Origin of the sequence: Picosynechococcus sp. PCC 7002 (genome assembly GCF_963860125.1) — a bacterium.
Taxonomy (GTDB): Bacteria; Cyanobacteriota; Cyanobacteriia; order Cyanobacteriales; family MRBY01; genus MRBY01.
On the sequence record NZ_CAWLFA010000001.1, the window covers coordinates 2,962,944 to 2,976,812 of the forward strand.

Here is a 13,869-nt window from a genome sequence, read left to right on the forward strand (position 1 = left end):
CATCGCGGAAAAATCCTCTAATCACTTCTCCCACGGTAAAAAGTAACAGCGCGACAGGGCATAATGGGGACAGTAAACTTTACAAACAGTTACAAATTCCATGACATCTGCGGCGGTTTCCCTCGATAAAGTCACCAAGGTTTTTAGTAAAGTCCCGGTGGTCAATGAGCTTTCCTTTGCGATTCAAGCTGGGGAAATGTACGGTTTGTTGGGGCCAAACGGGGCGGGGAAATCCACCACGATTCGGATGTTGATCACCCTCACCGAACCCACAAGCGGCAAAATTTCCATTGCTGGGGAAGATGTGATGCAAAATCGCGCCCATGCCAAACGCAATATCGGCGTGGTGTTGCAACAGATGAGTGTGGATGTGGATCTCACTGTTTGGGAAAACTTGGAATTCCATGGCCGCCTGCACCATATTCCCAATCCCCGTCGGCAACGGTTAATTCGCCAGTCTTTAGAATATGTGGAACTGAGCGATCGCCGCGATGCTCTGGTGAAAACCCTATCGGGGGGGATGAAACGCCGCGTCCAGATTGCCCGTGCTCTGTTGCATGAACCCAAAATTCTCTTTCTCGATGAACCCACCGTTGGCCTGGATCCCCAAACCCGCCGTCGTCTCTGGGAAATCATTCGTGACCTCAACAAAAATGGCATGACGATTCTCCTCACCACCCACTACATGGAGGAAGCTGCTACCCTCTGCGATCGCATTGGCATTATGGAAGCGGGCCGCCTGATCGATGAGGGCACCTTCGAGGAACTCCAGGCAAAACATGGCAAAGGTTTAGTCGTCAAACAAAAAGGCGATCGCTGGGAATACAAATTTTTCCCGACCCTCCAAGAGGCAGAACATTATCTCGACAACTTGCCCGATAAAACCAGCATGATGGTGCGGGAATCCAACCTCGAAGATATTTTCGTCGAACTCACCGGGCGGCAGTTGGACTAAGTTTTGGACGAAATCAACGCTTACCAAATGGTGCTTAAATCCAGTTGAAACTCCGGTAAGACGGTTTCACCATCGAGAAACTCAGGTTGCTCAAGAATTTCTGCGGGTTGACCGCTGCGATACACCTCAACTTGCCGCGTTTGACGATTAATTAGCCAACCCAACCGCGACCCATTGTCGATAAATTCCTGTAATTTTGCCTGGGTGCGGGCTAGGGAATCCGTCGGTGACAATAGCTCCACAATAAAATCCGGACAAAGGGGTAAAAACCTCGTCTTTACTTCCGGTGCGAGGGCTTCCCAGCGCACCAAGGGAATCCAGGCAGCATCGGGCGATCGCATCGCCCCATTGGGCAAAATAAACCCGCCGGAAGAATCAAAGGCCATACCTAGCTTTGTACGACGGTTCCAAGCCTGAAGTTGATAGGACAGATCAATATTGCGGTTGCTAGTTTCGCCTCCAGTGGGGGACATAATCGCTAAATCTCCTTGGGCATTCCGCTCAAAACGGAAATTTTTATTTTGCTGGCAGAGTTGAAAAAATTGTTCGTCGCTAAAATTACAATTTTCGAGGTTCAACTCTAAAGGAAGGGTCATGTCCATTGCCTAAACTTCCACCGGTGGGCTACTACTGCCATTATAGTGAGCTTGTCTAAGGCTTAAATTAACCTCAACTATGTTCCAGATCGGTTTGCGGCGGCCTGCTGAAAAAGGGCGGTGTATTGTTCAAACCCGCCCGGAAAAGCAACGTTAATTTGTAACGGATCAGCCGGATCAGTAATGCCCTCAATCACTTGGGTTTGACCATTGATTGTCCCCAGTTTTAAGGGAATCCGATTTTTTAATTCTCCCTGGGAGCTGTCGATATACACGACGAGATTGCCGCTCTTTGCCCATTTACCAATGTCTTGGACGAGCTGCAGGAATAGGCGATCGCTCCCCCCCCGTCGAACTTGATCGCCTTCGGTGTGACTTGTGACCGTATCGCCGACGCCAACGATTAAAGGCATCAATTGCGGATCGAAATTGTCTTGCACCAGTTGCAATAGTTCCTCGTGGTTTTGGGGCGCTTGGCGGGCGTTAAAGGTTTCTCCTAGGGGATAGTGGCCCGTGCGTTGGGCATAGTAATAATTCAGCAGCACTAAAACCCCCGCTTCTTTGACGGCACCACACACCATAAACTGAAAATCTGTGGTGCCAGAATCCTTGGCTGTGGCAAAGCGGACAATTTCTTTCCCCACATTATCTCTGCCTAAATTGGGCGCATAGTGCACGAAAAAACTATTGTCTAAACCCTGTTGGCCAGCTTTTTCTAGCAAATCATTCATCAGGGTTTCCATGGTGCGCTGGAGGTCTTGGTAAATCTCAAGGCGATCGCCTAAATATTCGGCCAGGACGTTTAAATTTGCCGTCGGTGAAACGAGATTATCTAAAACAGAAGCATGGATCAGCTCAGGTTGAAGCTCAGCGGGAAAAATATCAACATATTTAGTAAAAAATTGTCCTAAACTTTGACCAATTAAATCTGGCACTGTGGCAAGGAAATCGAGTTCTGCTTGGCTAACACCGGGATGGGAAATTTGGCCATTATCTGTCTGCCATTGCACACCCCCTGCTGCTAAACCAGGTAAATAGCTTGTTTCCTCTTTGGCTTCAACATTGCGAAATGCCCGTTCAACGATGCGATTTACTCCCCTTCTGCCTTCATGTTCACCGTTGGTGAGGACAAAGAAGTGGTCTCTAAACTTGCGTGTGGCGCGGATATAGTCAGGATCAATTTTGCGGGTTAAGGGGTCTTTGACTAACCCCATGCAAACGCCATCTAGATCTTGAATAATGAGTAAATTTTCTGTGTTGCTGAGGGTTGAGAGAAAGGCTTCATGATCAAGGGAATAATGTTGGTCATGGAGCAGTAAAGCAGTCATAAAGTCTTTTTTAAATTCAATGGGTTTACGTTAGAGGGAGTTGAAACAGGAAGAATTCTCCCCTGGGGGAGATGCTGTAGGCAAGAGGGGGTTAGGCCCAGTTTTTCGCTCGTTCAACGGCTTTTTGCCAGACTTTGAAATGGGCTTGGGCTTGGGAGGCGTTGGCACTGGGCTTAAAGACGTAATCAATTTTGCGGTTTTGCACCAGGGTTTGGTAATCATCCCAAAAACCGACAGCTAATCCAGCGGCAAAGGCTGCCCCCTGGGCCGTGGCATCGAGGACAGCGGGACGTTCCACGGGAATACCCAACACGTCAGCTTGGAATTGCATCAGAAAGTCGTTATTGCACGCGCCGCCATCGACTTTTAATTCTTGGATCGGCGTACCGGAATCTTGGTTAATCGCTTCGACTACTTCTTTGGCTTGGTAGGCGATCGCCTCTAGGACAGCCCGTACCATGTGTTCTTTTTTGACGCCTCTCGTTAAACCCAGAAATGCGCCCCTGGCACTCATATCCCAGTGGGGCGCTCCCAGACCACTTAAAGCCGGAACAAAATAAGCGCCGCCATTATCATTCACCCCTTGGGCAAGATCATTCGTTTCCGCCGCCGTTTCGATAATTTGTAGGCCATCGCGCAACCATTGGATACAAGCCCCAGCGGTGAACATACTCCCTTCGAGGGCATAGCCAATATCGAGATTTGTGCCATCGTGATGGGCTTGTATCCAATGGTTGCGCGATGGTCGTTAGGAGCTTATGTTTGGAGCGTTTAATCTCGTCGCCCGTGTGCGCCACCAAAAACGCCCCTGTGCCATAGGTGCATTTTAATAAGCCGGGGCGATCGCAACCATGGGCATAGAGGGCCGCCTGTTGATCCCCAAAGATGGCGGTGATCGGAATTGCCGCCCCCAATAAACTTGGATCGGTTTTGCCAAATTCCCCTAGGCTCGACTGCACCGTTGGCATCATCTGGCGGGGAATATCGAATAAATCCAACAAATCCGGATCCCAATCTTTTTGGTTGAGATTGAGCAACATTGTCCGGCTGGCATTACTGTGATCTGTGGCGTGGACTTTGCCTCCCGTGAGGTTCCACAAGGCCCAGGTGTCAATGGTTCCAGCGAGGACATTATTGGGGTTAATGGCACTATTTTCCTTAGCCCAGCTTAATAACCAATTCAGTTTCGTCGCCGAAAAATAAGCATCCAACACCAAGCCCGTTTTATCGTAAATTTCTGCCGCTTTGCCTGCCGCACTGAGGGTTTGACAGAGGGGAGCCGTCCGCCGATCCTGCCAGACAATTGCTTTATGAAGTGGTTTGCCAGTGGTTTTATCCCAGAGGACACAGGTTTCCCGCTGCACCGTCAGGCCGATCGCCGCGATATCCTGGGTTTCAATGCTGCTATTGTTGACGACCTGTTGCATGACGGCTTTGGTGTCGTTCCAAATTTCCGTCGCATCATGTTCGACCCAGCCCGGCTGGGGATAATATTGGGTTAATTCTTTATAGGCTTGGGCAACAATATCGCCTTTGTGGTTAAACAAAAGGGCACGATTACCAGTGGTACCGAGGTCTAACGCAAGAATGTATTTTTGATGGGCCATGGTCATTATTAAATAAAGTTTTTTAAATGGGTTAAATTAGGTCAAAAAAGTGTGTTTTTAGGCTCAAAAGACATCATTTAGGGAGGAATTTCAGATAACAGAAAACCTTCGCCATTGTGCAAGTGAATTTGGGCTAAGTCATAGATGGTGTTGATCTTCAAAGTCGGTGTGGCGATCGCCAACTGCCAACGATCCAAATCCAGGGCGAGCCATTTGCCAATCTCAACGGTCTTCGGAGCCCCGGCCATGTGCGCCACTAACACAAGCCGCTGCTGGGTGTCGGGATTGGTGCGCCTGCCGTAGAAAATGGTGCGTTGGTGATCCGACCAATGGTGCAGGCGATCGCCCCTTGCAGGATCGAGATGATTTCGCAGCCAAGGCTGGGCCTGGCGATATTGCCGCAAGCGTAAATTAAAGCTCGCCCGCTCATCCGGTACCGATCCACAATAATGGGAGACCCGACAAGCCTCGTGGCCATCCTCCATAAAGGCGATCGCTATTTCCTTCAGGTTGGCAATGGTAATCGGCTTTAAAAAATCAAATTGTGGTTCTAATTCGGTTTGCAGAAAAATCGCCAGCTTTGGTAGATCATAGCCAATCGCTTCAATGGCCTGTTCCACTGCCTTAAAGAACTGCCGCATTAACGAGAGATCATAAAAGCCCATGGTTTTAAACCGCCGAAACGCCCAGGATTGTCGGTAAATTTCCGGCGTAATTTGCCAATAGAGAAAGCCAATTTCGTCCGCCATAATTTTGACGGCATATTGGTCATCTGTATTCCGAAAAAAGCCCCAGGGAGTGTGCATTAATGCATTTAAAAAATCCATCGGAATTCCTGGGCTAAAGCCATGGATCCACAGTTGGGTTGCTGGATTATCGTAGGCATTTTGTAAAATTTCCGGCAAAGAATCCCCTAAATATTCATTAATCCGAATTGCGGCGGTGTTGATGTGGTTGCCCTTGCGTACCGTGTCATGGTTGGCGCAACCGGTCACCCAGCGATCGCCATGGGCCATAATTTTGCACACATCCCGCCATTCCCGTTGCCAAAATCCCTGTAACGTGGGCGTATTATGCTCGAAGATCAACGGACTCCACTGAAAACAATCGGGCTTTAGGTAAATTAAATCCAAATGGGTAGCCATATCTTCCCAACCGACATTGGGCCAGGGGCGGCCATCTTCATAAATGGTGTACAACTCGCGAGTCGCTGTACCAACGGTTTGGGGTACCGCAGCCATCTTCAGCAGGAAATCATTGTCATAGTCTAGTTGGCCGGAAATGGCGTCGGACACCTGAAAATCTTGACCCCCATCCACCCGAATCCCATCGGCCCCTAGATTAATTTTTCGCCGTTGCAACTCCAGGAGAACAGCCCGCACCATCGGATTTTGCTGGTTTGTATCATGGCCATACATATTTGCGCCCCGGAAAAATCGCGCATTGATTAATCCCAGGGCTTGGTGATGGATATGCCCATAAACCAGGTCAAAAATAATCTGGATCGGGCGGGCAAAGGCAGTGTGGAGCGTGGCAATAAAATCCACAACTTCGGTGGGTCTGAGGGTACTGAGGAGGGCGGGACTGGTGGCCGCGGCCCCTAAAATCAGATCGTCATAGCCCCAATTTTGGGTGTCTGGTTTTTTCAGGTGGACTTGCACTTCTTGGTTGGTGATCGCCCGAATTTGCCAAAAAGCATGAATCATTTCATTTTCGGCGGGGCGAAATTCCACCGTGGGTTCAATGGGTAACAGTTCAATCGCATCAAAGCCCACATAGTTTTTTTCAGCGGCGGTGAGGGGTTGGCTATTGGCCAATTTGCGGGCGAGGTCACGGTAAATGCGGCTGAGTCCGGCTAGGGTGCCCGTGGGGGAAGCGGTACCCACATGAATCTGCAAAATATTGCGGGGCGGTGTGACCCAAGTTTCCTGGTGAAAATAGTCGCGGTCGGCCCTGTCGCGCTCCAGTTGCGCCATGTCGTACAGCTCGGCTGGCGCAAACACACCGTAGGGCAGAGAGTGGGCAAAGACATCGCGGATAATCTGTTCACCACTGCGCAACCAGTAAAACGATCCCGCTTGGGTACGGGTGCCAGCTTTGAGACCCGCCACAACGGCCCAGGCAAATTCCCCCTGGCGCGGCAGTTCTAGCACCTCCCGACGGAACGGAATGACTTGATCAGCAAGGCGAAAATCGATTGCCTCCATGGGCGTAAAAATTTCGAGGTAAACGGGGCGATCGCCCACCTCCGGAATCCAGAATCCTATTTGGGTTAGGCCATCACTGCCATAGGTTGCGCCCAATTTCTGACTCAGTTGTTGCCCCCGCTGAAATGGGTCTGGGGTGCCCGTGGCGATCGCCTTAGCCCAGGTCAGTAAAGCTTGGGTGGGGGCTTCGACAAGTTGAATGGGGGGTGAAATATTCACGCGAACCTTAGGGCAAAACTGTAATTGACAATTTACCCGTGCTTGCTACAGTCGCCATTTTACTATGTTGATCTTAGTGACAAAAAATTCCAAAGCTAGTTTGTCACAATAAAGTTGATCGATGCAGTGTTCCCAATTATGGGATAGAAAATTTTTTTGACTGTGGCGATCGCCTTGGATTATCTGCCAAAGATGATCGGAATAATAATCGCCAATGTTGCCGCCACAATCAGGCTAAAAGCAAGGTTAACGACTTGGGTAGAGGCTTTTTGGTATGTATCGACGCGGTCATTAATAATCCGCACATCACCATCTAACTTGCCGACCTTATCGCCAAGGGAACTGATTTCAGAACCCAATTTTTCCAAAGTAGCTTCAATTCGGTCTAGTTTTTCACTGGTTCCACTTTCAGGCATGGGCATCATTGCTTAGGATAATCTCATTTTACACTGCTCAGTAAAGTGGCTAAAACACCATCAAGGGCATCGGCTCTGGGCAAATAGTGTTAGTTTTTAGACTGTTGCGTGAACTTGTTAATGTCCAATCCGTCTTCTAATCCGCCCCATCAGGCCCTCGCTCCCCTCAAACTGAGTACCCAATTGGCCTATGGCGCAGGCACTGTTGGTGTTTCTATGACTGGGAATATCCTGGTCTTTTTTGTCTTATTTTTTTTTACGGATGTGGCGGGTTTACCACCGGATAAAAGTGCCTTAATTCTGATGGTGGGCAAGGTAATGGATGCCATTAGTGATCCTGTTGTGGGCTGGTTGAGCGATCACACCACTTCTCGCTGGGGCCGGCGTTTTCCCTGGATGATCTTTGGGGTGGTTCCGTTTGCGTTGTGCTTTGTGGCTATGTGGGGAATTCCCACAACAAATACCCAGTGGTTGTTGATCTATTACATTACCTTGGCGCTGATTTTCAATACGGCCTACACAGTCATTTTTTTACCCTACGTCGCCCTCACCCCAGAGTTGACGTCTGATTATAATGAGCGCACTCAACTCAATAGTTTTCGGTTTACCTTTGCCATTGGAAGCAGTATTTTGGCGCTGGCCCTGGCCCAGGGAGTGTTTCGGGTGGTGCCGGTGGTATCCCAGCGTTATCTTGTGTTGGCGGTAATCACAGCGGCGATCGCCCTTGGCAGTATGTATTGGTGTGTGCGTGGTACATGGCAGCGGGTGCAGTTCATGGAGCAGTATCGCCAACAGCACCAACAGCGCCACCAACCCCGTTTATCCTTGGTGCAGCAACTACAGATTGTTTTTAATAATCGCCCGTTTCTGCTGGTGATGGGCATTTATCTCTGTTCCTGGCTGGGGGCGCAACTTACGGCGGTGGTGATGCAATACTTTGTGGTGAGTTGGCTGGGGCTTTCGGATTTTGTCTTTACCCAGTTTGCCCTAGTGGTGCAGGGAACAGCCCTACTGATGTTATTTGTCTGGAGTCGCCTCAGTCGCCGTTGGGGTAAACGCACCGTTTATGCTCTAGGCATGGGGTTCTGGATTGTCGCCCAGGCAGGTTTATTTTTCCTGCAACCGGGTCAAGAAAAATGGCTGTTTTTGTTGGGATTTATGGCGGGCCTGGGGGTTTCAACGGCCTATTTGATTCCCTGGTCGATGTTGCCGGATGTGATCGAACTCGATGAACTGCGCACCGGGCAGCGACGGGAAGGGGTTTTCTATGCATTTATGGTGATGCTCCAAAAGCTCGGCATTGCCTTTGGGATTTACATTGTCGGCAAGGCCCTCGATTGGGCGGGTTACATTGAGCGGGTTCCGGGGAGTCCCCCGGCGGTACAGCCTGATTCTGCCCTCTGGGTGATTCGGTTGGTAATTGGCCCTTTGGGGACGGTGTTGCTAATTGGGGGATTGATCCTGGCTTATTTTTATCCGATTACCCAAGGGTTTCACGCTGAGATCCGCCGCAAACTCCAAGCGGGCGATCGCCTATCCAGTCCAGCCAAATAAAACAGGATTGATCCTGTAAATAAATACTTAATTTTTTGTTCTCTAGATTGGTTGGGATAGCTTAGTTTTTTATCGCAAGATTGCAAGATGTAAGGCTTTTATAGCGGGCTAAACGTTCTTCGCTATGGTGAAAAAAATTGTGGCGGCATAGAACAAGTTTATGGCAACCAAACAGAACAATATTCTTTGGCGACGGGTAATGGCGATCGCCGCAATCCAGGCAGCGATTACTTTAATGTGGATTGCCTATCGTGCCTATCTCGGTACGTTGTTGGGCGGGTGGGGATTTTCAGAGGATTTTACGGCGCAACTGTTGACGGTAGAGGTTTTACTGGCGGTGGTGATGGAACCGGTATTTGGGGCCTTGAGTGATCGCCAACAGCGTTTTTTAGGGAGTCGGTTGCCTTTAATCAGCTTGGGGGTGATTTTAGCGGCGGCTATTTTCATTGGCCTGCCAATCTTGGGAGTGTTTCAATTGCCATTGCGGTGGGTGTTGCCCGCAGTTGCCATTGCTTGGGCCTTGGCGATGACGATGTTTCGTACCCCGATTTACGTGCTACTGCTCAAAAGTACCCCCAGCCGCGCCGAGTTGCCCCTCGCCATCTCTGTGCTGACGATGGTGATCGGGGTGATGGGCGTTCTGAAACCGAGTATTCAAAATGGATTGTTAGCGGTGGGAGCTTTACCGGCTTTCCTCGCGGGATCAGTGACGTTGTTAATCGCCTCTTTGTGTTTAGGGTTGGTGCTGCCGAAGCCTGCTGCGCCCCTAATTGAGGAAGCCCCTACCCCAAGCCCCTTACCCTGGCTGGGTTTTGTACAAACGATCCTTATGGCGATCGCCTTTACTTGGGGAAGTGCAATTGTTTTACAGCGGTGGCTTGGTTTATTTGGAGCGATTCCGCTGACGTTAGGACTCACCGTCGGCCAAGGCTTAAATTTGCTGGTGGCGATCTTGGCGATCCCTGTAGGTTGGCTAACGCTCCGGTGGCAGCGATATCCCCTCTTGGGTGTTGCCTTTGGTTGGTTGACCGTCATTCTCTTGCTGCTGTTGGGGGCGCCCGCCCAGGATGGCGGTTATGTGGTTATTGCTTTGCTCTGGGCCTGGGCCTTGGCGACCGTCAGAAACGGCACTTTACCCTACATTTTTAAGACAATTCCGGGGGATTGGGCTGGCCTGGGCATCGGCATCTTTTTTGGAATTTCTGGCCTTGCGGGGATGGTTTTGTCCCAGTGGGTACCAACAGAAGCAAACCGTTTGCAAGGCTTGATCGGGGTGGTTTGTTTGGCGATCGCCACGACTCTGGCTCTCATCTCCCAACATAAAAATGCGAGTGCATCCCTAGCTAACGAAGCCCCAAAATCATAACTGTGAAAGCTGCCACTTTTGTCTTGATGCTCCCTTTGTTCAGGGTTGAAGCCACTTTCTTCAACCGACTATATTTGGCCGTATTTCATTACAGTCTGATCTGAATTGATGAGGGGAATCTATAACAGAACACACTTCAAGTCGATGAAGAAACGGCGGTGAAAATAGCAGATTTTTCAATGGAGAAATTGTAAAAGTTAGGCCTCAAGATCCGGAAAAGTTCATAAGAAATATTTCAATGCAAGCTGTTTTGTAAAACAGAATACTTTTTTGCTGTAATATGCAGCTTTAGGATGCAAAAGTAATGGCACTATTTGAATTTGCTTGCATTCAGCTTAAATAAAACGACTCAGCACTCTCAGCAAAGATACAAGTTTTTTGAAGTTTTTCCCACTGAATCTTAATAATGTTCTTTGGATATAAGACAGATTATGTGTGATGTCTATATTCAATGATTAAAATCGAAATTTTCCTGAAACTCTCTTTTAGTAGTAGTTTCAAGGCTTCATTAATAATAATAATTCCAGTTCATAACCATCAAAAACTGCATAGGACAAATTTTTCTATAACTACTACCTTGCAACTGATTCATAACTGACTGACTTTTTACAAAGACTAAGAATTATGTTTAACTTTGATTCCTCTCCCCTCCTCAAAAATGCCGCCCTTGGAAGCTTACTGACGCTGGGATTCGTGGGCACAGTCCAACCCGCCCAAGCCCAAAGCACCATTCCCTACTGTATCTCTGTCAAAACTTACACAGATTCCGGCTCTGGTACAGATAATCCCATTTACATGACGATGCACGGCGAAAATGGCACGAGTGAACAATTCACACTGCAAGGTAGCCATGAAAATAATGATTTAGATGAATTTGTCCATGAAACCTTAGATATTGGCCTTATCAATAGAGTCACCATTGATGTCGATGGCTGGCTAGCTGATAAATGGGCCGCCAACTATGTCCGGGTTTACCGTGATACCACCTGTAATCGTAAAGATGATGCAGACGGATGGTCTGAATTCTCAATTCGTAAATTTTTAGATTACGATCCCGTCTCCTTCAATCGCACAGGGGGAGCACTACCTAGGGTAACGGTTACGCCTGCTGGCCCCGTTGTGAATAACCCGATCAGAATTACTTTGGCCCAATTCAGCAATAACCCAGGTACTCTTGAGCAGGAAGTAATGCGCATTACAGAAAGCTGGAGTCGGGTTGATGGCGTTTCTGTATCTAAAGACACGACTAATACCGTCGGCGCTGGAATTTCGATCACCTATGAAAGTCCGGAGACTGTGGCTGGAACCTTTGGGGCAGAGGCCCGTGCAGAATGGCAACGTTCCATTAATGAAGCAAGTTCCGAATCCCAGGAAAAAATGAGCGCTTCGGAATTTAATTGGGCATTTATGGCACCAGCTCATACAGCGATCATCCGTAAGATAACGTTTGAGGTTCCCTATGCTGAACAGGTGTATCGCTCCTCTACGGGTGAAAGTCGTGCTATCCGCAAAGTTGGTGCGCAAATTCGTCCTGTTAGTTCAGGTGATTTCCTCGTTATCCCTCAGCGCAACGAAGATGGTTCAATTACAACAATTGGCTTAGATACACTAGAGGACGAATGGTTTACGCATCTCGATCCTGACCAAGTCAATACGATTCGTCGTCAATATTTACCCAAGTGGTTGCAAGCAGGTTGGGTTGTCTCTGGTCAAGGCGGTCAAATCATTGGTCAAACACCATCCACGCCAGCACCTCCCACAAACCCGACACCGCCCGTAAACCCAACAACTCCTACACCGAATGCCGTAACCGGAACCCTGATCAAATTTGCGAATGGCTATCTGCAAGAAACAAGTCCTGGGGTTTGGCAAGAGTTCAATGCCAACGGTCAAGTAACATTCACCTTCCAGGAAACAGGACGCGACGACTGGTCTGTTTATCTCAATGACGCCTCTCGGAATGTCCAGCTTCAGTTAGATTTGTACCGCAAGATGATCTCCTATGGGCAAAATAACGGGCCGAAAAGTGATCTATATCCGATTACGGCTTCCGACGTCACCCTAGCGAGATTTGCAAATGGTCATCTACGAGAAACCAGTCCCGGAGTTTGGCAAGAGTTCAATGCTAATGGTCAAGTAACATTCACCTTCCAGGAAACAGGACGCGACGACTGGTCTATCTATCTCAATGATTCCTCCCGGAATGTTCAGCTTCAGTTGGATGTTTACCGCAAGATGATCTCCTATGGACAAAATAACGAGCCGAAGAGCGATCTATATGCTGTGACTTCTTTCTACCGCTAATACCGGATATGACGATTGACAAATTAGTAATCTAAGGGCTTCAAAACAAGGAGCCTATTTTACTTATCAAGTATTTTACGGTAAGCATCTCAAACACAAGGTAATCAGATCAAATATTATTTGGGTCAAATTCAACCCCAAAATACACCCCCGTAAAGCAACAAAATTACTACTCAAAGCGACAAAAGTTATGTTTAACAAACTTGCTCTCTTTTCCTGTTTCACAACTTCAACGATTAGCCTCCTATTTTCTTTGAGTTTACCTGCGACTGCAAATACCACTCGCGCCGTTGAAGCTGGACCAATTTGGAATCAAAGTGATGCGAATATCAAGTGTCCCCGACTCGCTCAGGAAGAAGGAGGAACCTGGACTGGTCACTGGTGGACAACAATTTCAGGGGTTATGTCTGTCTGCCAGCTTGAATTTTCAAATAATCTTGAGAGCAAAAGTTTCTCTATTCTCAATTACAATGTAATGCTCTTAAGCCGCAATATTCCCGGCCAAGGCAATCTCATGCAAAATTACCGCGCCCAAGAAATTGCCACAGCGATTCGTAATTCAAACCCATGGGATGTCATTGTCATTAATGAAGCCTTCGATAATGAAGCTCGAAACAACTTATCGCGCAGTTTAAAAGAAGCGGGGTATTTCTCTGCTACTGAAGTAGTAGATATGAACAACGGAAAACTAGAAGATGGTGGGGTATATCTGCAAAGTCACTGGCCGATCATGGCAACTGACCAGATTATTTTTTCTGATTGTAGCGGTTTTGATTGTCAATCGAATAAGGGGGCTGTGTACGCCAAAATTAATAAAGAAGGGATCATCTATCATATTTTTGGGACTCATCTACAAGCAGATACGGAAAATAGCGGTGTCAGAGCAAATCAATTAAGACAATTGGAGACTTTTATTAATCAAAAAACAGGGGGAGCACAAGCACGGAGAGAAGCAATCATTATCGCTGGTGACCTGAACTTTAATTATCAAACTGCTGAATATGACAATGCTCTTGAGACTTTAAATGCTCAGTTTTTAGGAAATATTCCCCAGGGTTATACTTTTGATCCTCGCATGAATGATCTCGCAAAATATCGCTATCCAAATGATCCATCTGAATGGCTAGACTATGTATTAGTCAGTAATGAAAGCATTCAACCGAATCGCACAACACTTGATCTTACAAAATTTCGTACAGCCTCCCAGTATGAACTGCCAGGGAAAGGTGATTTCTTGAATTTATTTGGTGGAACAATGGTGCGTGACTTGTCAGATCATTATGGACTATCTGCAACCTATCTTTTCTGATTTTGCAA

General features: G+C 47.9%; 11 protein-coding genes. 5 read left to right on the forward strand and 6 right to left on the reverse strand.

All coding sequences use genetic code 11. The annotated features are described in order from the left end of the window. Positions 1–100: 100 nt before the first annotated feature. A complete protein-coding gene (ccmA, locus tag AACQ84_RS14250) occupies positions 101–955 on the forward strand; it encodes a heme ABC exporter ATP-binding protein CcmA (protein ID WP_012308426.1) in 855 nt (284 codons plus the stop codon). A 20-nt stretch (positions 956–975) separates the two neighbouring features. On the opposite strand, the gene AACQ84_RS14255 is transcribed toward ccmA, so the two are convergent. The 6 genes from AACQ84_RS14255 to AACQ84_RS14280 all read right to left on the reverse strand — a co-directional run bounded on the left by AACQ84_RS14255 (position 976) and on the right by AACQ84_RS14280 (position 7,328). Next, entirely contained in the window at positions 976–1,551 is a 576-nt protein-coding gene (locus AACQ84_RS14255; protein ID WP_041443685.1) for a Uma2 family endonuclease, read from the reverse strand. A gap of 77 nt (positions 1,552–1,628) precedes the next feature. Beyond that, a complete protein-coding gene (gene stpA / locus AACQ84_RS14260; protein ID WP_012308428.1) occupies positions 1,629–2,879 on the reverse strand; it encodes a glucosylglycerol 3-phosphatase in 1,251 nt (416 codons plus the stop codon). Between the two features lie 91 nt (positions 2,880–2,970). Further along, positions 2,971–3,549: an FGGY-family carbohydrate kinase gene (locus tag AACQ84_RS14265; RefSeq protein ID WP_315862532.1), complete on the reverse strand. Its 579-nt coding sequence runs from the start codon at positions 3,547–3,549 to the stop codon at positions 2,971–2,973. Further along, on the reverse strand, positions 3,473–4,486 hold the full coding sequence (locus AACQ84_RS14270; protein WP_315862533.1) for an FGGY family carbohydrate kinase: 1,014 nt from the start codon (positions 4,484–4,486) through the stop codon (positions 3,473–3,475). The genes AACQ84_RS14265 and AACQ84_RS14270 overlap by 77 nt, the downstream gene beginning before the upstream one ends. Positions 4,487–4,563: 77 nt before the next feature. Further along, positions 4,564–6,912 carry a glucosylglycerol hydrolase gene (gghA, locus tag AACQ84_RS14275; protein WP_012308429.1) on the reverse strand — a complete coding sequence of 783 codons (2,349 nt, stop codon included), beginning with the start codon at positions 6,910–6,912 and terminating at the stop codon, positions 4,564–4,566. Between the two features lie 179 nt (positions 6,913–7,091). Beyond that, positions 7,092–7,328, reverse strand: a complete 237-nt coding sequence (locus AACQ84_RS14280; protein WP_030007702.1) for a hypothetical protein — start codon at positions 7,326–7,328, stop codon at positions 7,092–7,094. 120 nt (positions 7,329–7,448) lie between these two features. Here AACQ84_RS14280 and AACQ84_RS14285 point away from each other — a divergent pair, with 120 nt between their 5' ends. The 4 genes from AACQ84_RS14285 (at position 7,449) to AACQ84_RS14300 (ending at position 13,861) form a co-directional block, all read left to right on the forward strand. Then, the gene (locus AACQ84_RS14285) at positions 7,449–8,882 is read left to right on the forward strand and encodes an MFS transporter (RefSeq protein WP_012308431.1); all 1,434 of its coding nucleotides are present in this window, start codon (positions 7,449–7,451) and stop codon (positions 8,880–8,882) included. 160 nt (positions 8,883–9,042) lie between these two features. Beyond that, positions 9,043–10,248, forward strand: a complete 1,206-nt coding sequence (locus AACQ84_RS14290) for an MFS transporter (RefSeq protein WP_012308432.1) — start codon at positions 9,043–9,045, stop codon at positions 10,246–10,248. Positions 10,249–10,872: 624 nt separating this feature from the next. Beyond that, positions 10,873–12,552 (forward strand): PLAT/LH2 domain-containing protein, encoded by a 1,680-nt coding sequence (locus tag AACQ84_RS14295; protein ID WP_012308433.1) that lies wholly within the window; start codon positions 10,873–10,875, stop codon positions 12,550–12,552. Positions 12,553–12,805: 253 nt separating this feature from the next. Then, positions 12,806–13,861 carry a mannan-binding protein gene (locus AACQ84_RS14300; protein WP_159449829.1) on the forward strand — a complete coding sequence of 352 codons (1,056 nt, stop codon included), beginning with the start codon at positions 12,806–12,808 and terminating at the stop codon, positions 13,859–13,861. The last annotated feature ends 8 nt before the right edge of the window (positions 13,862–13,869 follow it).

Coding starts and splice junctions, on each gene's coding strand:
- AACQ84_RS14280 (WP_030007702.1), bottom strand. CDS start 7,328: ATGCCTGAAAGTGGAACCAGTGAAAAACTAGACCGAATTGAAGCTACT.
- AACQ84_RS14290 (WP_012308432.1), top strand. CDS start 9,043: ATGGCAACCAAACAGAACAATATTCTTTGGCGACGGGTAATGGCGATC.
- AACQ84_RS14285 (WP_012308431.1), top strand. CDS start 7,449: ATGTCCAATCCGTCTTCTAATCCGCCCCATCAGGCCCTCGCTCCCCTC.
- stpA (WP_012308428.1), bottom strand. CDS start 2,879: ATGACTGCTTTACTGCTCCATGACCAACATTATTCCCTTGATCATGAA.
- AACQ84_RS14255 (WP_041443685.1), bottom strand. CDS start 1,551: ATGACCCTTCCTTTAGAGTTGAACCTCGAAAATTGTAATTTTAGCGAC.
- AACQ84_RS14270 (WP_315862533.1), bottom strand. CDS start 4,486: ATGGCCCATCAAAAATACATTCTTGCGTTAGACCTCGGTACCACTGGT.
- AACQ84_RS14295 (WP_012308433.1), top strand. CDS start 10,873: ATGTTTAACTTTGATTCCTCTCCCCTCCTCAAAAATGCCGCCCTTGGA.
- AACQ84_RS14265 (WP_315862532.1), bottom strand. CDS start 3,549: ATGTTCACCGCTGGGGCTTGTATCCAATGGTTGCGCGATGGCCTACAA.
- ccmA (WP_012308426.1), top strand. CDS start 101: ATGACATCTGCGGCGGTTTCCCTCGATAAAGTCACCAAGGTTTTTAGT.